Genomic DNA, 25,604 nt, shown 5'->3' on the forward strand with positions numbered 1-25,604 from the left:
GCTAGCGGGCCATGGGAAACCCGTGTTCGAGTCGTTCCTGACGGGAACATGCCGTTGGATTAAGCTGCGCGGACGGTCCCTCACAGGAGGTGCGCATGCGTCGTTCCGTCGCACGGAAACTGTCGGTTCTGGCCGTCTCCGTCGCCGTCGTCTCAGTGGGCGCCGCAGCGCCGCCCGGCGCCGCGGTCAGACCCGTCGAAAAGACTCCCGTCGCCGTCGGCTACGGCGGTGCGGTCTCGAGCGTCGACGCGGACGCCTCCGCGGCCGGCATCGAGGTACTGAAGAAGGGCGGCAACGCGGTCGACGCGGCCGTCGCCACCGCCGCGGCTCTCGGAGTCACCGAGCCCTACTCGTCCGGCGTCGGCGGAGGCGGCTACTTCGTCTACTACGACGCCAAGTCCCGTACGGTGCACACCATCGACGGCCGGGAGACCGCGCCCCTGAGCGCGGATTCCCGCCTCTTCGTCGAGGACGGCAAACCGCTCGCCTTCGCCGACGCCGTCACCAGCGGTCTGAGCGTCGGCGCGCCGGGCACGCCCGCCACCTGGCAGACCGCGCTCGACACATGGGGGAGCAGAAGACTCGGTACGGTCCTCAAGCCCGCCGAGCGAATCGCCCGCGACGGCTTCACCGTCGACGACACCTTCCGCTCGCAGACGGCCTCGAACGAGACCCGGTTCCGCTACTTCCCCGACACGGCCAGGCTGTTCCTGCCCGGCGGGCAGCTGCCGGCGGTCGGCTCCACCTTCAAGAACCCCGATCTCGCCCGCACCTACGAGGAGTTGGCCAAGAACGGCGTCGGCGCGATCTACCACGGGGATCTGGGCAAGGACATCGTCCGCACCGTGAACAAGCCGCCCGTGGACGCGAGTTCGGGCTGGAACGCCCGCCCGGGAAAGCTGTCCGACAAGGATCTCGCGGTCTACCGCGCGCGGCTCCAGGCGCCCACCAGGACCTCGTACCGCGGTCTCGGCGTCTACTCCATCGCGCCCTCCTCCTCCGGCGGCACGACCGTCGGCGAGGCGCTCAACATCCTGGAGAGGACGGACCTTTCGAAGGCGAGTGAGGTCCAGTACCTGCACCATTACCTGGAGGCCAGCCGCATCGCGTTCGCGGACCGCGGGCGCTGGGTCGGCGACCCGGCCTTCGAGGACGTACCGACGAAGGAACTGCTGTCGCAGAAGTACGCCGACGCGCGGGCGTGCCTCATCAAGGACGACGCGGTTCTCACCAGCCCGGTCGCGCCCGGTGACCCCCGGCATCCCGCGGCCTGCAACTCGGGCGGCACGGCGGCCCCGACGACCTATGAGGGCGAGAACACGACGCATCTCACGGTCGCCGACAGGTGGGGCAACGTCGTCTCCTACACGCTCACCATCGAGCAGACCGGCGGCAGCGCGATCACCGTGCCCGGCCGGGGATTCCTCCTCAACAACGAGCTGACCGACTTCTCCTTCACCCCGGCGAACCCGGCCGTCCACGACCCGAACCTGCCCGGACCGGGCAAGCGGCCGCGGTCCTCGATCTCACCGACGATCGTGCTCGACCAGCACAACAAGCCTGTGGTGGCGCTCGGTTCGCCCGGTGGCGCGACCATCATCACCACCGTGCTGCAGACGCTCACCGAGTTCCTCGACCGTCACCTGCCGCTCGTCGACGCGATCGCCGCGCCGCGCGCCAGCCAGCGCAACGCGGCCAGGACGGAACTCGAACCCGCGCTCTACAACGACACCGGCGCGAGCGGCCTGAGGGCCCGGCTGGAGGCCATCGGGCACTCCTTCAGCCTCAACCCCGAGATCGGCGCGGCCACGGGCGTCCAGCGGCTGCCCAACGGGAAGTGGCTGGCCGCCGCCGAGAGGGTACGACGGGGCGGCGGCTCGGCGATGGTGGTGGACCCGGCTCCGTGATCAGAGTTCGGGGGCGGTCGGCAGGTCCTCCGTGCGGAGGGCCAGCCGGCCGTCCTCGACGTCCACCGTCACCCGGCCGCCCTCGCCGACCCGGCCGTCGAGCAGCAGCCGCGACAGCCGGTTGTCGACCTCGCGCTGGATGGTGCGGCGCAGCGGACGGGCACCGTACTCGGGCTGGTAGCCGCGCTGGGCGAGCCAGTCGACAGCCGGGTCGGTGAACTCCACCGTGATGCCCTGCGCATGCAGCAGACGGCGGGTCCGGTCCAGCAACAGGCTGGTGATCCGGCGCAGTTGGTCGCCGGTGAGTTGACGGAAGACGACGATCTCGTCGATGCGGTTGAGGAACTCGGGGCGGAAGTGTTCGCGCAGGGGGCGGAGGATCTGTTCGCGCCGTGCCTCCTCGTCGGCCTCGGCGCCGCCCGCTCCGAAGCCGATGCCGGCGCCGCGCCGGGTGATCGCCTCGGAGCCGAGGTTGCTGGTCATCACGATGACCGTGTTGGTGAAGTCGACCGTGCGGCCCTGGGAGTCGGTGAGCCGCCCGTCGTCGAGCACCTGGAGGAGGATGTTGAAGACGTCCGGGTGCGCCTTCTCGACCTCGTCGAGCAGGAGGAGTGAGTACGGGTGGCGGCGTACGACCTCGGTGAGCTGGCCGGCCTCCTCGTGGCCGACGTAGCCGGGCGGGGCGCCGACCAGGCGGCTGACGGTGTGCCGTTCCTGGTACTCGCTCATGTCCAGGCGGACCATGCGCTCCTCGCTGCCGAACAGGGCCTCGGCGAGTGCGCGGGCCAGCTCGGTCTTGCCGACGCCGGTCGGACCGAGGAAGAGGAAGCTGCCGATCGGCCGGTCGGGGCTCGCGAGTCCGGCGCGGGAGCGCATGACCGCCTCGGCGACCACTGCGACGGCCTCCTCCTGTCCCACCACCCGCTCGTGCAGGTGCTCCGCCAGGCCGAGCAGCTTCTCCTTCTCCTCCTGGGTGAGGCTGCTGACCGGGATGCCCGTCTGCCGGGACACCACCTCGGCGATCGCCTCGGCGGTCACCTCCAACTGCCCCTCGTCGGCCTCGTCACCACCCGAGGTGTCCGCGATCCGTACTTTCAACTCGGCGATGCGGTCGCGCAGTTGGGTCGCCGTCTCATACTTCTCGTCGGCGACCGCCTGGTCCTTGTCGCAGGTCAGCTGCTCGATCTCGCGCTCCAGGGCCCGTACGTCCGTGCCCTTCGTGCGTGCCCGCAGCCGTACCCGGGCGCCGGCCTGGTCGATCAGGTCGATGGCCTTGTCGGGCAGCCGGCGGTCGCTGAGGTAGCGGTCGGACAGCTCGACCGCCGCCACCAGGGCCTCGTCGGCGTAGCGGACCTGGTGGTGGGCCTCGTAGCGGTCGCGCAGCCCGCGCAGGATCTCGATGGTGTCCGGCACGGACGGTTCGGGCACCAGGATCGGCTGGAAGCGGCGGGCCAGCGCCGCGTCCTTCTCGATCCGGCGGAACTCCTCCAGCGTGGTGGCGCCGACGATGTGCAGCTCGCCGCGGGCGAGGGCCGGCTTCAGGATGTTCCCGGCGTCCATCGCCCCGCCCTCGCCGCCGCCTCCGGCGCCGACGACGGTGTGCACCTCGTCGATGAAGACGATCAACTGGTCGGAGTGGGCCCGGATTTCGCCGACGATGTTGTTCAGGCGTTCCTCGAAGTCACCCCGGTAGCGGGTGCCGGCGACGACCCCCGTCAGGTCGAGGGCGACGACCCGCCGCCCGGTCAGCACGTCGGGCACGTCCCCGTCGGCGATGCGCTGCGCGAGCCCCTCCACGATCGCGGTCTTGCCGACGCCCGCGTCACCGATGAGCACCGGGTTGTTCTTGCCGCGTCGCGACAGCACCTCGATGGTCTGCTCGATCTCCTCGTCCCGCCCGATCACCGGGTCGATACGCCCCTGCCGGGCCAGCTCGGTGAGGTCGCGGCCGTACTTGTCCAGGGTGGGCGTGCCCGTGGGGCGGGAGTGCTCGGCACGGCTCTGGGCGGTGTCCGCCGCCTCGGGTGGCCCGGTGGGCGCGAAACGGGCCGAGTTGAGGATGTGCCCGGCGGCCGAGTCGGGGTTCGCGGCCAGGGCGCTGAGGACGTGCTCGGGACCGATGTAGCCGGCCCCGCTCGCCCGCGCCAGGTCGTGGGCGTCGAGCAGGGCACGCTTGACGGCGGGGGTGAGGGAGAGCGAGGTGGGCGCAGGCGCCTCCTCCGGCGTGTGCTGGACCGGGCCGGAACGCTCGTCGATCTCCGACGCCAGCGAGTCGGGGTCCGCGCCGGCCCGGCTGAGCAGACTCCGGGTCGGCTCGCTGGCCAGCGCGGCACGCAGCAGATGCTGGGTGTCGAGGTCCCGGCTGCCGTGCTCGGCCGCGTACTGGGCGGCGCCGCGGACGAGTTCCCGGGCGGGCTGGCTCAGCAGCCTCCCTATGTCGATCTGCCGGGGGCCCTGACGCGGGCCGCCGAAGAAGCGGGCGAGGAATTCTCCGAAGGGGTCGTAGCCTTCTGGTCCGCTGAAGCCGCTGGTCATGGCGTTCCCATCCGGCGTCCCTGCGCGGGCCGGGGACGCCCTCGCTGATCGACGTGCCGGGGTCGGGTAACCCGGGCGGGAGCCGGTTACACCCAGGGGCGCGCGTTCGTAGAACACCTTCGCACGGATGGGGGAGGGGAGCACCTTCGGCGACCGTCCGGCAGCGGGGGTTCACCGCGCGCCCCGCGCGCACGTGCGGATGCCGGCGGCGGCCCCGCCCCACAGCGGGCCCGGTCCCGGATCAGCGGGCCGTCAGGATGCGAGGCCCCGTCTCCGTGATCGCCACGGTGTGTTCCACATGGGCCGCGCGCGAGCCGTCGTTCGTGCGCAGGGTCCAGCCGTCCGCCGCCGCGTGGTAGTCGTCCCTGCCGCCGGCCAGCAGCATCGGCTCGATGGCCAGCACCATGCCGCGCCGCAGCGCAAGGCCGCGTCCCGGGCGGCCCTCGTTCGGGACCGGCGGGTCCTCGTGCATACGTCGCCCGATGCCATGGCCCCCGAAATCGTCCATGATGCCGTACCCCGCCGCGCGGCAGACCGAGCCGATCGCGTGCGCGATGTCGCCGATGCGGTTGCCGACGACCGCCGCCTCGATGCCGGCCGCCAGCGCGTGCTCGGCCGTCTCGATGAGCCGTACGTCGGCCGGGCGCGGCTCGCCCACGATGAAGCTGATCGCCGAGTCGCCGGCCCAGCCGCCCAGTTCGGCGCCGAAGTCGGCGGAGACCAGGTCGCCGTCGCGCAGCCGGTAACTCGTCGGGATGCCGTGCACGATCGCGTCGTTCACCGAGATGCAGACGACGGCCGGGAAGGGGACCGGGGCGAAGGAGGGGCGGTAGCCGAGGAAGGGGGAGGACGCCCCCGCGGCGCGCAGCACCCCGTGCGCCACCTCGTCCAGCTCCAGCAGCGAAACGCCCACCTCGGCCGCCTGCCGTACGGCCGTCAGGGCCTGCCCGACCACCTGTCCGGCCTCGTACATGGCGTCGATCGATGTGTCTGTCTTCAGTTCCACCATGCCAATTACTATACCGGTATTAGAATGACGGCATGGTGCGCACCCCTCTCACCCCGGAAGAACACGAACGCGGCGAGCGGCTGGGCCGGCTCCTTCGCGAGGCCCGCGGCGGACGGAGCATGGCAGACGTCGCGGCTCAGGCCGGAATCTCCGCGGAGACGCTCCGCAAGATCGAGACGGGGCGTGCCCCGACCCCGGCCTTCTTCACCGTGGCCGCGCTCGCCCGGGTGCTCGCCCTGTCGATGGACGAACTGGTCGAACTCTGCGCCGTGGTGCCCGTGTGACGCTCACCGGGCAAGATCGCGCAATGAGCAGTCTGCATGCCCGTCGAAAACTTCTCGTAGCACGTCTGTAACGCAACTGGTGTTGCCTACGGAACCGGAGTGCTCCGGTCTGGCGGGAGTTGAGCGATGGCTGTGGATCAACTCCCGGGCAGAGTACGGGAGTTCGCGAACTACCTGAACGGACTGCTGGCGCGCCTGGACCAGGGTGGCGGCTGGTGCGCGGTGTTCTGGCAGCGCGACCCCGACGGGATGCGGGCCTGTCTCGAGGGGCGTGAAGTGCCGCCCTGGGACGTGGTGGAGGCGGTCCTGCAGGACCTCGCCGCCGTGGCCGGTCCGGTCGCCGCGAACCAGGAAAAGGAGCAGGCCCGCGGGATGCACGCCGCCGCGCTCGCCGCGTACGACGCCCGGCCCGGCGGCCGGGACGACCTCGGGGACCGGCTCGACGTCATGCTCCGCGAACAGCGGTACGCCGCCGAACGCCAGGCGGAACTGGGCCGTCAGCTCGCCTTCGCCGCCACCCGGCAGGAGGCCGAAACCTGCCGTCTCGACCTGGCCTGGGCCCGCGACGACCATGACCGTGCGACGGCCCGGTGCGCCGAACTCCGGTCACGCATGGCCGAGTTGGACCGCCGCGAGACAGGCGCCCGGGCGGCGGCGGTCCGCCGGGGCCGCGCCGGGGACGGGGCCGTGTTCCGCACCGAAAGCGCAGACGCAGGATTCCCGCGGCGGCAGGGGCAGTTCGGCGCCTCGGCCACGGGTGCGCAGCAGGGCGCGTACGACCCCACGGCGGCGGGCGCACAGCAGTCGGGCGACTCCTACGGCTACGACGCCGACGGCTTCTCCGGTGCCCCGGGCGCCGCACCGAGCCGTGCCGATTTCGACGCCGTGGGCCCGAGTGCACCCGCACGGGAACACGCCGCCCCGGCATGGACCGCCTCCGAGCGGCAGGCACCCACTCCCGAAATCGCCCCCTGGGAACCTCCTGTCTCCGAGCCTCCCGCCCCCAAGCAGCGCAAGCGCCGTCGGGGCAGTGCCCGCTTCGCCGGGATGGCCGAGGAGGCGGCCGCGCCCGTCGTGGTACCGACCACCGCCGTGCCGCCCGTGCCCGCTCCGGCCGCTGCCGGTGGCCGCACCCCGCGCGGCGCCCGGTTCGCCGGCGGTGCCGATGAGGTGCAGCGGCCGCAGGAACCCAAGCGCGAGCCGCTGGACGAGGCAGGGGTGCGCGAGGTCGCCGGGGCCGTCGAGGGGCTCGTTCGGCTGCGTGCCGAGGGCCGCAGCGGTGAGGCGCATGCGCTGCTCGTCGAGGCCGCCCACTGGCCCGCCGGCCGGTTCCCGTCGCTCGCCGAGCAGCTGCAGCGCGCCGGGCTCGCCGCCGACTGGGCGAGCCTGCTGTGGGAGGCCGCCTCGCTGCCCGCCCCACGGCTGGTCGCGGCGGCGGACGCGCTGGTCGCCGCCGGGCGCGGGTCCGACGGGGAACAGATCCTGCGCCAGGGTGTTGCCCGGCCCGCCACCGAGATAGGACAGGCCGTCCTGGCACTGGCCGCGCAGGGCCGTAGCCGGGAGGTGCGGGCCCTGCTCGACGCGTACGTCCGCGTCCGCACCCCCGAGGAGGCGGCCCGCAGCGCAGAGCCGGACCCGCAGACGCTCGTACCGCTCCTGCTGGGGGCTGCGCAGGGCGTTTCGGACGAGCGACACTGGGATCTGGTGCACGCCCTCCGGGTCGCCGGTTTCACCGCCTGACACAGCTCCCCACTCGCCCCTCCACCCCCTCCCACCGGCCGCTCCGCTCACCCAGAGGAGTGCGAAACGTGATCGACTCCGCGGGTTAACGGCGATGGTCTTGGCAAGGCCCTCCCGGAGGCTTACGTTCATCCCTCTACGGCCTCATCTACGGGCGTAGAGGCTCTGACGTCCCGCCGAAGGAGCAGCTCATGGCCAACGTCGTACGCGCCGCTCTGGTCCAGGCCACCTGGACCGGCGACACCGAGTCAATGGTGGCGAAACACGAGGAGCACGCCCGCGAGGCGGCCCGCCAGGGTGCGAAGGTCATCGGATTCCAGGAAGTCTTCAACGCGCCCTACTTCTGTCAGGTCCAGGAACCGGAGCACTACCGCTGGGCCGAGCCGGTGCCCGAGGGCCCGACCGTGAGTCGTATGCAGGAGCTCGCGCGGGAAACCGGCATGGTGATCGTCGTGCCGGTCTTCGAGGTCGAGCAGTCCGGCTTCTACTACAACACCGCGGCCGTGATCGACGCCGACGGCACCTTCCTCGGCAAGTACCGCAAACACCACATCCCGCAGGTCAAGGGCTTCTGGGAGAAGTACTACTTCAAGCCCGGCAACGTCGGCTGGCCCGTCTTCGACACGGCGGTCGGCAAGGTCGGCGTCTACATCTGCTACGACCGCCACTTCCCCGAGGGCTGGCGGCAACTCGGCCTCAACGGCGCCCAGTTGGTGTACAACCCGTCGGCAACGCACCGCGGACTCTCCTCCTACCTCTGGCGGCTGGAGCAGCCCGCCGCGGCCGTCGCCAACGAGTACTTCATCGCCGCGATCAACCGCGTCGGCCAGGAGGAGTACGGCGACAACGACTTCTACGGGACGTCGTACTTCGTCGACCCGCGCGGCCAGTTCGTAGGCGAGACCGCCAGCGACAGCAAAGAGGAACTCGTCGTCCGCGACCTCGACTTCGACGTGATCGAGGAAGTGCGCCAGCAGTGGGCGTTCTACCGGGACCGACGACCCGACGCCTACGAGGGGCTGGTGCAGCCGTGAGCGACCTCTACGGACGTCACAAGGCCGTCCTGCCCGACTGGCTCGCCCTCTACTACGAGGACCCGCTCGAGATCACGCACGGCGAGGGCCGCCACGTCTGGGACGCCGAGGGCAACAAGTACCTCGACTTCTTCGGCGGCATCCTGACCACCATGACCGCGCACGCGTTGCCCGAGATCACCAAGGCGGTGAGCGAGCAGGCAGGCCGGATCCTGCACTCGTCCACGCTCTACCTCAACCGGCAGATGGTCGAACTGGCCGAGCGCATCGCGCAGTTGAGCGGCATCCCGGACGCACGGGTCTTCTTCACCACCTCCGGCACCGAGGCCAACGACACCGCCCTGCTGCTCGCCACCACCTACCGGCAGAGCAACACCGTCCTGGCGATGCGCAACAGCTACCACGGCCGCTCCTTCAGCGCGGTCGGCATCACCGGCAACCGCGGCTGGTCGCCCACCTCCCTGTCGCCGCTGCAGACCCTGTACGTCCACGGGGGCGTCCGCACCCGCGGCCCGTACGCCTCGCTCGGCGACGACGACTTCATCGCGGCCTGCGTCGACGACCTCAGGGACCTCCTTGGCCACACCCGCCCGCCCGCCGCCCTGATCGCCGAGCCCATCCAGGGCGTCGGCGGCTTCACCTCCCCGCCCGACGGCCTGTACGCCGCCTTCCGCGAGGTACTCGCCGAGCGCGGCATCCTCTGGATCGCCGACGAGGTGCAGACCGGCTGGGGCCGCACCGGCGACAACTTCTGGGGGTGGCAGGCACACGGCGCGGCCGGCCCTCCCGACCTGCTCACCTTCGCCAAGGGCATCGGCAACGGCAGCTCCATCGGAGGTGTCGTCGCCCGCGCCGAGATCATGAACTGCCTCGACTCCAACAGCATCTCGACCTTCGGCGGCACCCAGATCACCATGGCCGCGGGCCTCGCCAACCTCAACTACCTGCTCGAACACGACCTCCAGGGCAACGCCCGACGCGTCGGCGGACTGCTCATCGAGCGGCTGCGGGCGGTCGCCGCACAGGTACCGCACGTTCGGGAGGTGCGCGGGCGTGGCCTGATGCTCGGCGTCGAGCTGGTCAGGCCGGGGACGGATGAAGCCGATCCGGAGGCGGCGAGCGCCGTGCTGGAGGCCACCCGCGCGGACGGTCTGCTCATCGGCAAGGGCGGCGGCCACAACACCAGCGCGCTGCGTATCGCCCCACCGCTGTCCCTCACGGTCGCGGAGGCCGAGGAGGGCGCCGCGATCCTCGAACGCGCTCTGAGGAGCCTCACGTAGCAGCCGGCCCAGCAAGGGAAGTCCGCCATGACCACCACCTTCGGGACCCTCGAACCCGCCCTGTCGGTGCGCCAGGTGCTGGGCCTGGAACGGGTCCTCGCCGGTGAGCCCGAGGTGGTGGCCGGAGCGGGCCAGCTCGACCGGCCGGTGCGCTGGGTGCACGTGGCCGAGGCCCCCGACGTGGGCGTGATGCTCAGCGGCGGCGAGATGGTGCTCACCACCGGCGTGCTGCTCGCCGGCGGCGAGGAGAAGCAGGCCGAGTACATCCGGTCGCTGCACCGCGCGGAGGCCGCGGCCGTCGTGCTCGGCCTCGGACGGGCCTTTCCCTCCCCGCCGGACGCGATGCGGCGGGCCGCCGAGCGGTGCGGGCTGCCCATGGTGGTCCTCCACCGGCCCTTCCCCTTCGCGGAGTTGACCGAAGAGGTGCAAGCCCGGCTGGTGCGGCGGAAGTTCGCCGCTGTCAGCCTCTCCGAGTCCGTGCGCACGGCCCTGACCGGGCTCATCACCGCGGGCGCCCCGCTGCAGAGCCTCCTCGACGAGGTCGCCCAGCACAGTGCCTGCCCGGTCGTCGTCACCAACCTCGCCCACCGCGTCCTCGCCACGGCGGGGGAGCGGCCCGCCGTGGACGATGTGCTGCGCGACTGGGAGCGCATCTCCCGGCAGGCCGGGGGCAACGAGGGCGCCGGCTGGATCCGCGCCGAGCTCGGCGGGCGTGGCGAGCGGTGGGGCCAGATCATGCTGTGCGGCTACCGGGGGGACACGGCCACCGGGCGCCTGCTCGCCGACCGGGCCGCCGAGGCCCTCGTCCTGCACCGCATGCTCGGCGGCAACTCGGCCCACACCTGGGAGGAGCAGTCCGCCCAGAGCCTGCTCACCGACCTGGCCAGCGGGGTCGTACCGGCGCGGCAGCTGCTGCCCCGCGCGCGGGCCGCCGGACTGCCCGTCAACCGGCGGACGTTCGTGCCCCTGGTCGTGCGGGCCGGCGAACCGGCCCAACTGGACCGTGTGCTGCGGCTGGTGGGCCTGCCGGGTCTGGTCGCCGAGCTGGCCGACGGCGCCACCGCCGTGCTGCTCAGCCTCGCCCGCGACCAGGACGCCCCCTCGCTCACCGCGCACTTCGCGGCCAGGCTCCGAACCGAGTCCGGGTCGCCGAAGGCCGTCGTGGCCGCCGCCGACCCGCGCATCGCCTGGGACGACGTGCCGGCCGGGCTCCGTGAGGCCCAGCACGTCGCCGACGCTGTCGCGGATTCCTCGGCCGCCCTCGAACTCCCGGCCGTCGTACGCCTCAAGGACGTACATCTGCGTGGCCTGATCCGGCTGTTGCGGGACGATCCGCAGGTGCAGTCCTTCGCCGAGCGGGAGCTGGACGGGCTGCTGTGCGCGGCCGACGAGGACCTGCTGTCCGTGCTGCGCACCTACCTCGCCACCGGTCGCAACAAGTCCCGCACCGCCCAGCTCCACCACGTCTCGCGGCCCGCGCTGTATCGCCGCCTGGAGGCCATACAGGGCCGGCTCGGGGTCGACCTCGACGACTTCGAACAAGCAGCCTCGGTCCACATCGCACTCCTCGCGCACGACGCGCAACAGGGCTGAAACATGCCACGACCTGGGAAAACGGTGGTGAAACATGCGTCTAGGAAAGGGTGACACCGTGGCACGCCCAAGGCCCGTATGCGTGACACCGTGCAACTCAAAGCCCGTTTTCGGACTTCCTAGTCTTCTGGGGCGGACGACGGCACCGCCGACGCCCGCCCCAGCACACCGAGCGACCGGAGGTCCCGATGAGCCGAGTGATTCGTGCCGCCCTCTTCCAGACCGCGTGGACGGGCGACAAGGAGTCGATGATCCAGGTGCACGAGCAGGCGGCCCGCGACGCGGCCGCGCAGGGTGCTCAGGTCCTGTGCTTCCAGGAGCTGTTCTACGGGCCCTACTTCTGCCAGGTCCAGGACAAGGCGTTCTACGAGTACGCCGAGCAGATCCCGGACGGCCCGATCGTCAAGCGCTTCCAGGCGCTGGCCAAGGAACTGGGCATCGTCCTGATCCTGCCGATGTACGAGGAGGAGCAGCCCGGCGTCCTCTACAACACTGCCGCCGTGATCGACGCGGACGGCTCGTACCTCGGCAAGTACCGCAAGCACCACATCCCCCAAGTGCCCGGATTCTGGGAGAAGTTCTACTTCCGCCCGGGCAACGCCGGCTGGCCCGTCTTCGACACGGCCGTCGGCAGGATCGGCGTCTACATCTGCTACGACCGCCACTTCCCGGAAGGCTGGCGGGCGTTGGGGCTGGAGGGCGCCGAGATCGTCTTCAACCCGTCCGCCACGTCCAGGGGTCTGTCCGGCTACCTCTGGCAGCTGGAGCAGCCCGCGGCGGCCGTCGCCAACGAGTACTTCGTCGGTGCGATCAACCGGGTCGGGGTCGAGGAGCTGGGCGACAACGACTTCTACGGGACCTCGTACTTCGTGGACCCGGAGGCCCAGTTCGTGGGCGAGGTCGCCAGCGACAAGGAGACCGAACTCGTCGTCCGCGACCTGGACCTGGCCAAGCTGCGGGAGGTCCGCGACCGCTGGCAGTTCTTCCGCGACCGCCGTCCCGACGCGTACTCCCCGCTGACCGCACCCTGACCACACCACTCACCCCGGCAGGAGAGGGACCATGAGCAGCCGTACCGTCATCCGCGGTGGCCTCGTCATCACCGCGTCCGACGAGATCCACGCCGACGTGCTGATCGAGGACGGCCGCGTCGCCGCCCTCGCCGCCTCCGGCACGCCCGCAGCCGAGACGTTCAGCGCCGAGCGGGTCGTGGACGCCACCGGGAAGTACGTCATCCCCGGTGGTGTCGACGCCCACACCCACATGGAGCTGCCGTTCGGCGGCACCTTCGCCTCCGACACGTTCGAGACCGGCACCCGGGCGGCCGCCTGGGGCGGTACGACGACGATCGTCGACTTCGCGGTGCAGAGCGTCGGCCGCTCACTGCGCGAGGGCCTCGACGCCTGGCACGCCAAGGCGGAGGGCAACTGCGCGATCGACTACGGCTTCCACATGATCGTCTCGGATGTGAACCAGGAGACGCTCAAGGAGATGGACCTGCTGGTCGAGGAAGGCGTGACCAGCTTCAAGCAGTTCATGGCCTACCCGGGCGTCTTCTACTCCGACGACGGCCAGATCCTGCGCGCCATGCAGCGCTCCGCCGAGAACGGCGGGCTGATCATGATGCACGCCGAGAACGGCATCGCGATCGACGTACTGGTGGAGCAGGCGCTGGCGCGCGGGGAGACCGATCCGCGCTACCACGGTGAGGTCCGCAAGGCCCTGCTGGAGGCCGAGGCCACCCACCGCGCCATCAAGCTCGCACAGGTGGCGGGCGCCCCGCTCTACGTCGTGCACGTCTCGGCCATGGAGGCGGTCGCCGAGCTGGCACGCGCGCGCGACGAGGGCCTGCCCGTCTTCGGCGAGACCTGCCCGCAGTACCTGTTCCTGTCCACCGACAACCTCGCCGAACCGGAATTCGAGGGCTCGAAGTACGTGTGCAGCACGCCGCTTCGCCCCAAGGAGCACCAGGCCAAGCTGTGGCAGGGGCTCAGGACGAACGATCTCCAGGTCGTCTCCACCGACCACTGCCCCTTCTGTTTCGTGGGCCAGAAGGAACTGGGGCGAGGGGACTTCTCGAAGATCCCCAACGGCCTGCCGGGCGTCGAGAACCGTATGGACCTGCTCCACCAGGCCGTCGTCGACGGACACATCTCGCGCCGTCGCTGGATCGAGATCGCCTGCGCAGCCCCGGCCCGGATGTTCGGCATGTACCCGAAGAAGGGCACCATCGCCCCGGGCGCCGACGCCGACATCGTCATCTACGACCCGAACGCCGAGCAGGTCATGTCCGTCGAGACGCACCACATGAACGTCGACTACTCGGCCTACGAGGGCAAACGCACCACCGGCCGGGTCGAGACGGTCCTCTCGCGCGGCGAAGTCGTCATCAACGAGCGGGAGTACACCGGACACGCCGGCCACGGCGTATACACCCCGCGCTCCACCTGTCAGTACCTCAACTAGGAGTGGCGCCCATGGACTTCGGACTCGTCCTGCAGACCGACCCGCCGGCCTCGAAGGTCGTCAGCCTGATGAAGCGGGCCGAGCGCAACGGCTTCACGCACGGCTGGACCTTCGACTCCGCCGTGCTCTGGCAGGAGCCGTTCGTGATCTACAGTCAGATCCTGTCGAACACCACGAAGTTGACGGTCGGCCCGATGGTCACCAACCCGGGCACCCGCACCTGGGAGGTCACCGCCTCCACCTTCGCCACCCTGAACGACATGTTCGGCAACCGCACCGTCTGCGGCATCGGCCGCGGCGACTCCGCGATGCGTGTCGCCGGCCGCAAGCCCAACACGCTGGCCCGCATCAGCGACGCGATGAGGGTGATCCGCGCCCTCGGTCGCGGCGAGGAGGCCGACCTCGGCGGCGGTACCGTCGTCAGGTTCCCGTGGATCAAGCAGGGCGCCGAACTCCCCGTATGGATGGCGGCGTACGGCCCGAAGGCCCTGAAGATGACGGGCGAGGAGGCCGACGGCTTCATCCTCCAGTTGTCCGACCTCTACCTCACCGAGTACATGGTCAAGGCGGTCAAGGAGGCGGCCGTCGCCGCCGGACGCAACCCCGACGACGTCAGGATCTGCGTCGCCGCCCCCGCCTACGTCACCGAGGACGACTCGCCCGAGGCACTGGCGCACGCCCGTGACCAGTGCCGCTGGTTCGGCGGCATGGTCGGCAACCACGTCGCCGACCTCGTCTCCAAGTACGGCGAGCACTCCGCCCAGGTCCCCGAGGAACTCACCGACTACATCAAGGCCCGCGAGGGGTACGACTACTCGCACCACGGGCGGGCGGACAACCCCGACACCCAGTTCGTGCCCGACGAGATCGTCGACCGGTTCTGCGTCATCGGGCCTGTCGAGAAGCACGTGGAGAAGCTGAACGCGCTGCGCGAGCTGGGCGTCGACCAGTTCGCCGTGTACGACATGCACGACGCGCAGGAGGCCGTGATCGACGCGTACGGCGCGAAGGTCATCCCCGCGGTCAACTCCTGACCCGCACCGCTCAGTTCACTCCCCACCCCCCACTCCAGTTCTCCCCTCCCCTCCCCGGGGAGGGGCCGGAGACCCCGCACGGCCTTTCCGGACCCACCCTTCATTGATTGGCCTGCCCATGACCGACACCGCTCCCACGGCCATACCGCCGACAGCCCAAGTCACCCTCGCCGACGGACGCGTGGAGATCGCGCCGGGGTCCCCGCTGCCCAGCGGCCCGTACGCCAACGAGGACCTGCTACCGGTCCCCGTCGAGAAGCGCACCTGGACCACGTACAACTTCTCCGCACTCTGGGTCGGCATGGCCCACAACACGGCTTCCTGGACGCTCGCCTCCGGTCTGATCGCCGTCGGCATGGACTGGAAGCAGGCGGTGTTCACCATCGGCCTGGCCAATGTGATCGTGCTGGTCCCGATGCTGCTCACCGGGCACGCGGGACCGAAGTACGGCATCCCCTTCCCGGTCTTCGCCCGCGCCTCCTTCGGCATCCGGGGCGCCAACCTTCCCGCTGTCGTACGGGCGTTGGTGGCGTGCGGCTGGTTCGGCATCCAGACGTGGATCGGCGGTGAGGCGATCTACTTCCTGGCCGGCAAGCTCATCGGCGACAGCTGGGCCAACGCCTCGCACGTGGGCGGATACGCCTGGACGATGTGGCTGTCGTTCGCGATCTTCTGGGTGATCCAGGTCGCCATCATCTACCGGGGCATGGAGACGATCCGCCGCTTCGAGAACTGGGCGGCGCCCTTCGTCATCGTCGGTGCCGTCGTGATGCTGATCTGGATGAGCAACAAGGCCGGCGGCTTCGGTCCGCTGCTCGACCAGCCTTCCAAGCTCGGCTGGGGCGGCGCCTTCTGGAAGCTGTTCTGGCCCTCCCTCATGGGCATGATCGGCTTCTGGTCGACGCTGTCGCTGAACATCCCGGACTTCACCCGGTACGGGAAGTCGCAGAAGGCACAGACCTGGGGGCAGGCGCTCGGTCTTCCCACCACGATGACCCTCTTCGCGCTGCTCTCCGTGCTCGTCACCTCCGGTTCGCAGGCCGTGTACGGCGAGACGGTCTGGGACCCGGTACAGCTCGCCGCCAAGACGGACAACGTCTTCGGGCTGCTGTTCGCACTGGTGACCGTGCTGGTCGCGACCCTGTCCGTGAACATCGCGGCCAACCTGGTCTCGCCGGCCTTCGACTTCTCCAACGTCGCGCCGCGGAAGGTCAGTTTCCGCGCCGGAGCCCTCGTCACCTGCGTCCTCGGTGTGCTGATCTTCCCGTGGAAGCTGTACTCCGACCCGCAGGGCTACATCTTCACCTGGCTCGGACTGGTCGGCGGTCTGCTGGGCACGGTCGCCGGCATCCTCATCGCGGACTACTGGATCCTGCGCCGCGGCAAGCTGGACCTCGTCGACCTGTACCGTGCGGGCGGCCGCTACTGGTACGAGGGCGGCTGGAACTGGCGGGCGGTCGTCGCCTTCGTGGCCGGCGGCGTCCTGGCCGTCGGCGGCGCCACCTTCAAGCCGCTGGTCGACGGACGGCCGATCCCGGCGCTGAAGCCGCTCGCCGACTACGGCTGGGCGGTCGGCCTCGGCACCTCGATGGTGCTGTACCTGGTGCTGATGCTGCTGCGCGGCAAGGACCGTATCGACGCCTGAGCGGATCCTGGCAGGGCTGGGAGGACGGTCAGCTCTTCTGGCCGTCCTCCAAGGCCGCCACCGCTTCCTTCGCGGCCTTGATGGCGCCCTTGTTGATCTCGTCCGTGCCGGGCGCCTTCTTCGACTCGAAGTCGCTGCCGTTGTAGGTGATGACCACCAGCACATTGGACGCCTGGGCGATCACCACGCCCTCGCGCGTCTGCTGCTTGTCCTCGGTGGTGAGATTCACGACCGAGTAGGCCGCGTCACCCAGTCCGGGAACGACCCCTCCGCCACTCTTGTCCGTAATCCGATCCTTGTACGACTTCTGTGCCGCTGTGTCCGAGTTCATCACTTCGTAGGACACGTCGAGCCAGCGGTAGTCGTAGCCCTTGAGCGCGTTCCAGGAGCAGGTGCGGCGGAGTTTCGCGTCCGTCGACCTGATCTCCTTGCCCGCCGTCTTGGCGCCCGGAACCAGCGAGTTGAGCGTCTTCACGGCGATGCTGCCGCACGGCGCGGGGGCGGCGGCGTACGACTTGGACTCCGCGGCCGTCGACGGGGCGGTGGCCGACTGCGTGCCGGTCTTCGGCGCCTCCTTGTGCCCGGCATCCGATGTCGCCGCCGGACCGGACGACAATGCCCAGCCGGCCGCGGCCAGCACGATGACCGGGGACAGACGAGCGGTCAGAGCGAGCGGCAGAGGAAAATCGCGCACGGCACACTTTTCGGTGGGGGACGGTGTGCGGAGGGGGTCCGCACTGCGGACGGGGCGCCAGTCTCACATGAGTCCCCGTGAGACGGAAGTGTCAACTCGCTCCGTGCCCGCACGGTTACCGGACACGAACCCGACCGCGTCCCGGCCCCCTACCGTCCTCACGGTGACCGGCTCGGTCTCGAGCCTTCCCAGCCCTCCGGGCCACGGCATTGGCGAGCGGGACTGCCCAGGCATCGCCGAGTTTCTGGAGCGGGTGAGGCGGCCGGTGCGCCAAGATGAGCCCGTGGATTTGGAGCCGTACCGCGGTGAGCTGGTGGCGTACTGCTACAGGATGCTGGGCTCGTACCACGAGGCCGAGGACCTGGTGCAGGAGACGATGCTGCGCGCCTGGAAGGCCCGGGACCGGTACGACCGCACGCGCGCCTCCGTGCGGACCTGGCTGTACCGGATCGCGACCAACGCCTGCCTGACCGCGTTGGAAGGGCGGGCGCGGCGCCCGTTGCCGTCCGGGCTGGGCGCACCGAGCGACGATCCAGGGGAGCCGCTCACCCCGGTTCTGGACATTTCCTGGCTGCAGCCGTTCCCCGACGCGCGGTTCGATGTGGAGGTACGGGCCGACATGCGGCTGGCGCTGGTGGCGGCGATGCAGGTTCTGCCGCCGCGGCAGCGTGCCGTGCTGGTGCTGCGGGAGGTACTCGAGTTCACCGCTGCCGAGGTGGCCGGGCAGCTGGGTACCACGACCGCGGCGGTCAACAGCGCGCTCCAGCGGGCTCGTGCCGGCCTCGCGGAGGCGGGCGGCATGGAGGAGGTCGCGGAGCCGGACGATCCCGAGGCACGGGCAGTGCTTCAGCTATATGTGCGGGCGTTCGAGGCGGCGGACGTCCCCGCGCTCGTGCGACTCCTCACGGATGAGGCGATCCTGGAGATGCCGCCGGTTCCGCTGTGGTTCCGGGGCAGCCGTGACTACGGCCTGTTCATGGAGCGGGTGTTCGCGATGCGCGGGACGGGCTGGCGCATGAGGCACCTGACAGCCAACGGGCAGCCCGCGCTCGCGGCGTACGCGCCGGAGCCCGGCGGCGGGCATCGGCTGCACACGCTGCAGGTCTTCACGGTCACCGGCGGCCGAATCGCGCACAACGTGGTCTTCGCCGATCCGCACGTCTTCGAGGCGTTCGAACTGCCCCGGCAGATTTCCTCCGACGAGCTTCGCCGGCCGCGATGAGTGGAGCCGGTGCCGCCGGTACGTACCGGTGAGCATCGATCGAGGGGATACCCACCATGAGCGTCATCGTCATCGAGTTCGTCACCCTGGACGGAATCGTGTCCGACCCGGACGGCTCCGGAGGAACGCCGGCCGGCGGCTGGGCGTTCCGGCATGGCCCCGAGGCGGTCGCCGGGGACAAGTTCCGGCTCGGCAGCACGCTGGACGACGGGGTCATGCTGCTGGGACGTACGACGTGGCAGTTGTTCTCGCGCATCTGGCCCGGACGAGACGACCCGTTCGCTACGCGGATGAACGCCGCGCCGAAGCTGGTCGCCTCCCGTTCGTTGACCGACGTCTCGGCGTGGGCGAACTCCCGGGTCATCGACGGCGACCTCGTCGACATCGTCAAGCGCGAGGAACGCGAGGTGATCGTCACCGGCAGCTTGAGCGTCGTACGCACACTGATGGCCGAGGAACTCATCGATGAGTACCGGCTGTTGACCATCCCCACGGTCCTCGGCACCGGCCAACGGCTCTTCCCCGACGGCGTCCCGCACACCGACCTGGAGTGCCTGTCGGCCGAGCGGGCCGGCGCCGCCGTCCTCGTGCAGTACCGGAGGGCGGTGGCGACGCCTGCTGCCGGGGCTGCGCCGGTACACGGCCGGCCATGACGTCGCGGCGGTAGGCGGCGCGGCACCGGTCTCCCGGGACGGCACACCTATGGGCGAGCGACGAGCGAGCGGGTCCGGATGAAAACCCCACGAGGCTCGTGCCGCGGGCGGGCCTCGCCCCACCCCGGGCTCAGGGGGTCCCGGCCACGCCTGCGTCATCTCGCATCTGCAGCCTTACCGGGCCTCGGCCGCACCCGGTGACGGAGCAGGTTCGGCCTCGGACACCGGCCTGCTGCCCGGCTCCGGCAGACGGCAAGGCCCGGCGCCCGCAAGTCGGTGCACCGGGCCTTGCCGCAGCGGGGCGATCAGACGGGGCGGATGTTCTCCGCCTGCGGGCCCTTCTGGCCCTGGGTGACGTCGAACTCGACCTGCTGGCCCTCCTGCAGCTCGCGGAAGCCCTGGGCGGCGATGTTGGAGTAGTGGGCGAAGACGTCGGGGCCGCCGCCCTCCTGCTCAATGAAGCCGAAGCCCTTCTCGCTGTTGAACCACTTGACAGTGCCCTTGGCCATAGCCGTCTCCTTCTAGGAAACCGGGCCCGCACCCTGCGTGCCCGGGAGGTGATCGCCCTGGTCCGGAGAGGCGCTGAAACGCAAGAACGCCCGTGATGGCGATCACGGGCGAACGGGACTTCGGAACCACGACTGCTGGATCACGAAACTACACCCACAGAGTGCCGCCCGCTAGCGAGAACGCACCCGGCACGTCGGTGTGCCCCCCAGCTGTCGGTCATCCTCGTCTCGGTGCATTGGCAAGAGCTTGATCGGCGGCTCGGAATCCGTGAACCCTTTTGCCCCGGATACCCCGGATACCTCGGATACCCCGGATACCTCGGATACCTCGGATACCCCGGATACCCCGGATACCCCGGATACCCCGGATACCCCGACCGGTTCGGTGACAGACGGCTCGGAGCGGGGAGGCCACGCCCGGCCGGACGGGAGACTGCCGCGAGCCGCTGCGGCAACCTCGGGGCGGCCAATCGCCCGGTGCCTGCTCCTCCGACCATCACCCTCGACCCCTACGCCCACTACGCCCACGTCATGCCAGAGGCAGGGAACAAGGGGTACAGGGCGATCGATAGCCTGCTGGGGGGACCGGACGGAGGAGGGCCCTGGCCCGAACTCTCCAGGTTGTCCCCTCAGGTGGTCCCCCAGGCTTTCCCCCCGGGCCGACCCTGAGCGACCATCAGGCTGGCTGATGCGCGTACACAGCGAGGTGAGAGGCCGTATGTTCACCACCCGACCCACCCTCCAGGGCACCTTCGGCATGGTGTCCTCCACCCACTGGCTGGCATCGCAGTCCGCGATGGCCGTGCTGGAGGACGGCGGCAACGCGTACGACGCGGCCGTGGCGGGTGCGTTCGTGCTGCACGTCGTCGAGCCGCACCTCAACGGCCCGGCCGGCGAGGTGCCGATCCTGCTCGCCCCGGCGGGCGGCGAGGTGCGGGTGCTGTGCGGCCAGGGAGTCGCGCCCGCCGGAGCCACCGTCGCCCACTACCGGGCGCTCGGCCTGGACCTCGTCCCCGGCACCGGACCGCTCGCCGCCGCCGTGCCCGGCGCGTTCGACGCATGGATGCTCCTGCTGCGCGACCACGGCACCAAGCCCCTCGCCGACGTCCTCAGGTACGCCGTCGGATACGCCGAGCACGGGCACGCGCCCGTGGAGAACGTCGGCGCGACGATCGAGGCGGTTCGGGAACTCTTCGAGACGGAGTGGACCTCGTCCGCGGAGGTCTACCTGCCGGGCGGGAAGGCTCCACGCCCCGGCGAACTGCTGCGCAATCCCGCCCTCGCCGCCACCTGGAAGCGACTGCTCGCCGAGACCACCGGGGCCGGGGACCGCATCGCGCAGATCGAGGCCGCACGGCAGGTCTGGCGTCGCGGGTTCATCGCCGAGGCCCTGGTGCGGCAGGCGCGGCGGCCGACGTTGGACACCAGCGGCGAGCGCCACACCGGCACGCTCACGGCCGCCGACCTCGCCGGCTGGTCCGCGACCTACGAGAGGCCGGCGACATACGACTGGAACGGCTGGACCCTGTGCAAGGCCGGCCCCTGGAGCCAGGGCCCGGCCTTCCTCCAGCAACTCGCCCTTCTCCCGCCCGAACTGCCCGCATACGGTGGCGCCGACTACGTCCACCTGCTGATCGAGGGCTGCAAGCTCGCCATGGCCGACCGGGAGGCCTGGTACGGGGACGCCGGGTCCAGGGATACCGGTTCCGAGGATGCCGGTTCCGAGGATGCCGGTTCCGAGGATGCCGTAGAGGTCCCGCTCGGCGAGCTGCTGTCGGCGGACTACAACGCGGCCCGGCGCGCACTCGTCGGCGACAAGGCCTCACACGAGCTGCGCCCCGGCAGCCCCGGCGGACGCACCCCGCGGCTCAGCAGGCACGCGCGCGTGGTCGCCACCGACGACCCAGGCTTCAACCCGATGGGCGCCGGTGAGCCGACCGTCGCGGGGCCGCCGACCTCCCGGGTGCCGGGCGAGCCGCCCGTCGCCGCGGACGGCGCCACCCGCGGCGCCACCTGCCACCTGGACATCGTCGACCGCTGGGGCAACATGGTCGCGGCCACGCCCAGCGGCGGCTGGCTGCAGTCCAACCCGGTCGTGCCCGAACTGGGCTTCCCGCTCGGCACCCGGCTGCAGATGACCTGGCTGGAGGAGGGCCTGCCGAACTCGCTCACGCCCGGCCGCCGGCCCCGCACCACCCTCACGCCGTCCCTCGCCCTGCGCGACGGAGTCCCCGTCATGGCCTTCGGCACACCTGGCGGAGACCAGCAGGACCAGTGGCAGCTGCACTTCTTCCTGGCCGTCGCCCTGCGCGGACAGGTCCGCGGCGGCCTCGACCTCCAGGGCGCGATCGACGCCCCGAACTGGCACAACGACAGCTTCCCGGGCTCGTTCCACCCGCGCGGCATGCGGCCGGGGAGTGTCACCATGGAGGCCCGCATGGACCCCGATGTCGTCGAAGAGCTGCGGCGCCGAGGCCACGAGGTGACCGTGGGCGACGCCTGGTCGGAAGGCCGGCTGTGCGTGGTGGCCCGGGACCCGGAGACCGGCGTCCTGTCGGCGGCAGCGAACCCGCGGGGCATGCAGGGATACGCGGTCGGACGCTGATCGCACGCACCTGGCCGCTGATCGCGCGCGCCGGCCCCCGACCGCCGATCGCACGTACCCAGCCGCTGAGCGCAGATACTCCAGGCCCGCCGAGCCGCAGGACCGGGGAGCGACGCCATCGGTCCACAGGCCGAGCAGTTCGCTCTTCTGCTGGGAGGCATCCTGGGATCACGCGGCGGGCATCCTGCTGGTCGAGGAGGCGGGCGGCGCGCACCTGACGCGCACGGGGGAGCCGTTCCGCATCACCGGAGGCAATGCCCTGCCGTTCACCGCGGCCCGCGACGCGGCCACGGCCCGCCGGGGCGGCACCCGCGGCCGGAGACCGTCGGAGCCCCGTCATATCCTGATCTCAGTGGCCGTCTGGCTGACGAAGGGGTCCGAGGTGCCGTCGATGCTTGATGCTGTCGTGGTGGGTGCGGGGCCGAACGGACTGACGGCCGCCGTGGAGCTGGCCCGTCGCGGCTTCTCCGTGGCCGTGTTCGAGGCCCGTGACACCGTCGGCGGGGGAGCCCGCACCGAAGAGCTCACCCTGCCCGGCTTCCGGCACGACCCGTGCTCCGCGGCCCACCCGCTGGGCATCAACTCCCCGGCGTTCCGCGCCCTGCCCCTGGAGCGGTACGGCCTGGAGTGGCTGCACGCCGAGCTGCCCATGGCGCACCCCTTCCCCGACGGCAGCGCCGCCGTGCTGTCACGGTCCGTCGCCGAGACGGCCGCCTCCTTCGGCCCCCGGGACGCGGGCGCGTACCGCAGGCTGGTCGAGCCCTTCCTCCCCAAGTGGGACACCCTGGCCCGCGACTTCATGTCCCTGCCGCTCACCGCGCTCCCGCGCGACCCGGTGACGCTCGCCCGCTTCGGCCTGGTCGGCCTGCCTCCGTCGACCTGGCTGACCCGCCGCTTCCACGACGAGCCGGCCAAGGCGCTGTTCGCCGGACTCGTCGCGCACGTGATGGCCCCGCTCAGCGGCTTGGCGACGGGCGCCATCGGCCTGGTCTTCGCCCTCGCCGCCCACGCCCGCGGCTGGCCCGTGGCCCGCGGCGGCTCCCAGTCCATCTCCGACGCGCTCACCGCGTATCTCAAGGACCTGGGCGGCCTGGTCCACACGGACTACGAGGTCAAGCGCCTCGACGACCTGCCGCCCGCCCGCGCGTACGTCTTCGACACCTCACCCACCGCCCTGGCCCGCATCGCCGGCTTCGGCCGCTACTACGAGGGCTACAAGTACGGCCCCGGAGTCTTCAAGGTCGACTACGCGCTGGACGGCCCGGTGCCGTGGACAGCCGAGGAGGCCCGCGCCGCCGGCACCGTCCAGATCGGCGCGGACAGCGCGGAGATCGGCGCCGCCCTGCGCGCGGCCTCCCGGGAGGGCCGCGCCCCCGACAAGCCGTTCATGATCACGGTCCAGCCCAGTGTCGTCGACCCCACCCGAGCACCCGAGGGCAAGCACGTCTTCTGGGCATACGGCCATGTCCCCAGCGGCTGGACCGGAGACCTCACGGACGTCATGGAGCGCCAACTGGAGCGCTTCGCACCGGGGTTCCGCGACCGCGTCCTCGCCCGCGCCACTGCCGGCCCACTGGAACTCGCCGCCCGCAACGCCAACTACGTCGGCGGCGACATCGGCACCGGCGCGGTCTGCGGACTCCAGACCCTGCTGCGCCCCAGACTTTCCCTGTCTCCGTACACCACCCCCCACCCCGCGGTCTTCATCTGCTCGTCGGCCACCCCGCCGGGCCCCGGCGTGCACGGCATGTCGGGGCACAACGCGGCGAAGGCCGTCTGGAAGAGGCTGCGACAGACATGACGACCACCATCACCCTCACCCAGGGCGACATCACCCGCGAGAGCGCCGACGCGATCGTCAACGCGGCGAACTCCTCCCTGCTCGGCGGCGGAGGCGTCGACGGCGCCATCCACCGCCGCGGCGGCCCCGCGATCCTCGACGAGTGCCGCAAACTCCGCGCCTCTCACCACGGCAAGGGCCTGCCCACCGGCCAGGCGGTCGCCACCACAGCGGGCAACCTGGACGCACAGTGGGTGATCCACACCGTCGGCCCGGTCTGGTCGCCCACCGAGGACCGCTCCGAGCTGCTCGCCTCCTGCTACCACGAGTCGCTGCGTGTCGCCGACGAACTGGGTGCCCGGACGGTCGCGTTCCCGGCGATCTCGACGGGTGTGTACCGGTGGCCGATGGAGGACGCGGCGCGGATCGCGGTGGGGGCGGTGAGGGACACGCCGACCACCGTCGACGAGGTGCGGTTCGTCCTGTTCGATGACAGGGCGTACGAGGTGTTCGCGCGGCGACTCGGCTGACCCGAGGAACTCACGTCTGGTGACGAGTCTTGCGGGCGGCACGGGCGGGGAGTTCGCCCGAGCCTCGGACGATCAGCCGGGTGGGAACGGTGATGGTGCGGGCGCGGGTGCGGTCGCCGTCGAGGCGTGCCAGGGCCGTGGTCGCCGCTGTTGTGCCGATCTCCTCCGGGTCCTGGGCGACGACGGTGAGGGCCGGTTCCAGGGCCTCGGCGAGCGGTACGTCGTCGAAGCTGACGACGGCGATGTGCTTGCGTCCGCTGCGGGCGAGTTCGGCCACTATGCCCATCGCGACGATGTTGTTGCCGGCGAAGATGGCGGTGGGGGGATCCTTCACATCGAGCAGCCGGGTGGTGGCGACGGAGGCCCCGTGCGGGTCGTGGGCGCTGGCGAGCAGGGAGCGGTCGTAGGGGATGCCGGCGCTCTGCAGGGCCGCGCGGTAGCCGGCGAGGCGCTCACGGCGGGTGTGGAGTGTGGTGGGCAGGTCGCCGAGGAAGCCGATGCGCCGGTGGCCGTGGGCGATGAGGTGGGCGACTCCGTCCTGCGCGCCCGTGCGGTTGGAGCTGACGACGCTGTCCGCGGCCAGTCCCGTTCCCGGGCGGTCGAGGAAGATGACGGGCAGGCCCGCGGTGCGGTGGGTCTTGAGGTGGGAGTGGTCGGCGCCGACCGACGGTACGACCATCAGGATGCTGATGCGGCGGGCCAGGAACTTGTCGGTCAGGGCGCGTTCGCGGTCGGGATCGTCCGTGGAGGAGCCCATGAGCAGGGTCAGTCCGCGGTCGCGGACGGTGTCCTCGATGCTGCGGGCCACCGCCCCGAAGAAGGGGTTGCCGAGGTCGGGGATGACCAGGCCGATGGTGGTGTCGGGTCCGCCGACCCGGATGTTGCGGGCCATGAGGTTCGGCTGGAAGCCGAGTTTGGCAACGGCGGCGAGCACCTGTTCTCTGGTCCGGGCTGAGGCCGGCCCGTCCTCGTTGAGGACCCGGGAGACCGTCTTGGCGCTGACACCCACTTCGCGTGCGACGTCTGCCAGGGTGGGGCGGCGGTTCGCTGCCATGGAGGAAACCGTCTCCTGTGCTCGTCGGTT

20 protein-coding genes and 2 pseudogenes are annotated in these 25,604 nt (G+C 71.0%); 16 read left to right on the forward strand and 6 right to left on the reverse strand.

The features are described from left to right. Nucleotides 1-95 precede the first annotated feature (95 nt). The gene (gene ggt / locus OOK07_RS35655) at nucleotides 96-1,907 is read left to right on the forward strand and encodes a gamma-glutamyltransferase (RefSeq protein WP_266800598.1); all 1,812 of its coding nucleotides are present in this window, start codon (nucleotides 96-98) and stop codon (nucleotides 1,905-1,907) included. Here ggt and OOK07_RS35660 read toward each other — a convergent pair whose 3' ends face one another. Both OOK07_RS35660 and map read right to left on the reverse strand, forming a co-directional pair. Continuing rightward, nucleotides 1,908-4,442: an ATP-dependent Clp protease ATP-binding subunit gene (locus OOK07_RS35660; RefSeq protein ID WP_266686239.1), complete on the reverse strand. Its 2,535-nt coding sequence runs from the start codon at nucleotides 4,440-4,442 to the stop codon at nucleotides 1,908-1,910. Between the two features lie 241 nt (nucleotides 4,443-4,683). Continuing rightward, nucleotides 4,684-5,451 (reverse strand): type I methionyl aminopeptidase, encoded by a 768-nt coding sequence (gene map / locus OOK07_RS35665; RefSeq protein WP_266800600.1) that lies wholly within the window; start codon nucleotides 5,449-5,451, stop codon nucleotides 4,684-4,686. Between the two features lie 32 nt (nucleotides 5,452-5,483). On the opposite strand from map, the gene OOK07_RS35670 reads away from it, so the two are divergent. From OOK07_RS35670 to OOK07_RS35710, 9 genes are all read left to right on the forward strand, one after another. Continuing rightward, nucleotides 5,484-5,735: a helix-turn-helix domain-containing protein gene (locus OOK07_RS35670; RefSeq protein ID WP_266686242.1), complete on the forward strand. Its 252-nt coding sequence runs from the start codon at nucleotides 5,484-5,486 to the stop codon at nucleotides 5,733-5,735. Nucleotides 5,736-5,861: 126 nt separating this feature from the next. Continuing rightward, on the forward strand, nucleotides 5,862-7,475 hold the full coding sequence (locus OOK07_RS35675) for a hypothetical protein (RefSeq protein WP_266800603.1): 1,614 nt from the start codon (nucleotides 5,862-5,864) through the stop codon (nucleotides 7,473-7,475). A 191-nt stretch (nucleotides 7,476-7,666) separates the two neighbouring features. Further along, nucleotides 7,667-8,509, forward strand: coding sequence for a nitrilase-related carbon-nitrogen hydrolase (locus OOK07_RS35680; protein WP_266686244.1), 843 nt, complete (start codon nucleotides 7,667-7,669; stop codon nucleotides 8,507-8,509). Further along, a complete protein-coding gene (locus OOK07_RS35685; protein ID WP_266686245.1) occupies nucleotides 8,506-9,789 on the forward strand; it encodes an aspartate aminotransferase family protein in 1,284 nt (427 codons plus the stop codon). Before OOK07_RS35680 ends, OOK07_RS35685 begins: the two co-directional genes overlap by 4 nt. A gap of 27 nt (nucleotides 9,790-9,816) precedes the next feature. Further along, nucleotides 9,817-11,382, forward strand: coding sequence for a PucR family transcriptional regulator (locus OOK07_RS35690; protein ID WP_266800606.1), 1,566 nt, complete (start codon nucleotides 9,817-9,819; stop codon nucleotides 11,380-11,382). Between the two features lie 188 nt (nucleotides 11,383-11,570). Continuing rightward, complete coding sequence (locus tag OOK07_RS35695; RefSeq protein WP_266686248.1) at nucleotides 11,571-12,413, forward strand: nitrilase-related carbon-nitrogen hydrolase; 843 nt, start codon at nucleotides 11,571-11,573, stop codon at nucleotides 12,411-12,413. Nucleotides 12,414-12,444: 31 nt separating this feature from the next. Further along, entirely contained in the window at nucleotides 12,445-13,848 is a 1,404-nt protein-coding gene (gene hydA, locus OOK07_RS35700) for a dihydropyrimidinase (RefSeq protein WP_266686249.1), read from the forward strand. 11 nt (nucleotides 13,849-13,859) lie between these two features. Then, the gene (locus OOK07_RS35705) at nucleotides 13,860-14,882 is read left to right on the forward strand and encodes a TIGR03842 family LLM class F420-dependent oxidoreductase (protein ID WP_266686251.1); all 1,023 of its coding nucleotides are present in this window, start codon (nucleotides 13,860-13,862) and stop codon (nucleotides 14,880-14,882) included. Nucleotides 14,883-15,000: 118 nt separating this feature from the next. Then, entirely contained in the window at nucleotides 15,001-16,527 is a 1,527-nt protein-coding gene (locus OOK07_RS35710) for an NCS1 family nucleobase:cation symporter-1 (protein ID WP_266686252.1), read from the forward strand. 28 nt (nucleotides 16,528-16,555) lie between these two features. Here OOK07_RS35710 and OOK07_RS35715 read toward each other — a convergent pair whose 3' ends face one another. Beyond that, the gene (locus tag OOK07_RS35715) at nucleotides 16,556-17,221 is read right to left on the reverse strand and encodes a hypothetical protein (protein WP_266800610.1); all 666 of its coding nucleotides are present in this window, start codon (nucleotides 17,219-17,221) and stop codon (nucleotides 16,556-16,558) included. Nucleotides 17,222-17,474: 253 nt separating this feature from the next. On the opposite strand from OOK07_RS35715, the gene OOK07_RS35720 reads away from it, so the two are divergent. Beyond that, a complete protein-coding gene (locus OOK07_RS35720) occupies nucleotides 17,475-18,443 on the forward strand; it encodes a sigma-70 family RNA polymerase sigma factor (RefSeq protein WP_406313403.1) in 969 nt (322 codons plus the stop codon). Between the two features lie 56 nt (nucleotides 18,444-18,499). After that, nucleotides 18,500-19,096: a dihydrofolate reductase family protein gene (locus OOK07_RS35725; RefSeq protein ID WP_266800613.1), complete on the forward strand. Its 597-nt coding sequence runs from the start codon at nucleotides 18,500-18,502 to the stop codon at nucleotides 19,094-19,096. 305 nt (nucleotides 19,097-19,401) lie between these two features. Here the strand turns inward: OOK07_RS35725 and OOK07_RS35730 are convergent, their stop codons facing one another. Further along, the gene (locus tag OOK07_RS35730) at nucleotides 19,402-19,605 is read right to left on the reverse strand and encodes a cold-shock protein (protein ID WP_266686256.1); all 204 of its coding nucleotides are present in this window, start codon (nucleotides 19,603-19,605) and stop codon (nucleotides 19,402-19,404) included. 718 nt (nucleotides 19,606-20,323) lie between these two features. Between OOK07_RS35730 and OOK07_RS35735 the strand changes: the two genes are divergently transcribed. Further along, nucleotides 20,324-22,210, forward strand: coding sequence for a gamma-glutamyltransferase family protein (locus OOK07_RS35735; RefSeq protein ID WP_266800616.1), 1,887 nt, complete (start codon nucleotides 20,324-20,326; stop codon nucleotides 22,208-22,210). Between the two features lie 57 nt (nucleotides 22,211-22,267). On the opposite strand, the pseudogene OOK07_RS43815 reads toward OOK07_RS35735, so the two are convergent. Then, a pseudogene (locus OOK07_RS43815) lies at nucleotides 22,268-22,363 on the reverse strand (inositol monophosphatase family protein); the annotation flags it as partial. On the opposite strand from OOK07_RS43815, the pseudogene OOK07_RS43820 reads away from it, so the two are divergent. From OOK07_RS43820 to OOK07_RS35745, 3 genes and pseudogenes are all read left to right on the forward strand, one after another. Beyond that, nucleotides 22,356-22,511, forward strand: a pseudogene (locus tag OOK07_RS43820) (inositol monophosphatase family protein); the annotation flags it as partial. The pseudogenes OOK07_RS43815 and OOK07_RS43820 sit on opposite strands and share 8 nt — an antisense overlap. 90 nt (nucleotides 22,512-22,601) lie before the next feature. Continuing rightward, the gene (locus tag OOK07_RS35740) at nucleotides 22,602-24,011 is read left to right on the forward strand and encodes a phytoene desaturase family protein (RefSeq protein WP_266686258.1); all 1,410 of its coding nucleotides are present in this window, start codon (nucleotides 22,602-22,604) and stop codon (nucleotides 24,009-24,011) included. Beyond that, nucleotides 24,008-24,520: an O-acetyl-ADP-ribose deacetylase gene (locus OOK07_RS35745; RefSeq protein ID WP_266686259.1), complete on the forward strand. Its 513-nt coding sequence runs from the start codon at nucleotides 24,008-24,010 to the stop codon at nucleotides 24,518-24,520. Before OOK07_RS35740 ends, OOK07_RS35745 begins: the two co-directional genes overlap by 4 nt. Nucleotides 24,521-24,530: 10 nt before the next feature. Here the strand turns inward: OOK07_RS35745 and OOK07_RS35750 are convergent, their stop codons facing one another. Continuing rightward, the gene (locus OOK07_RS35750; RefSeq protein WP_266686261.1) at nucleotides 24,531-25,574 is read right to left on the reverse strand and encodes a LacI family DNA-binding transcriptional regulator; all 1,044 of its coding nucleotides are present in this window, start codon (nucleotides 25,572-25,574) and stop codon (nucleotides 24,531-24,533) included. Nucleotides 25,575-25,604 lie beyond the last annotated feature (30 nt).

The sequence above is a fragment of the Streptomyces sp. NBC_00078 genome (assembly GCF_026343335.1).
Classification (GTDB): domain Bacteria; phylum Actinomycetota; class Actinomycetes; order Streptomycetales; family Streptomycetaceae; genus Streptomyces.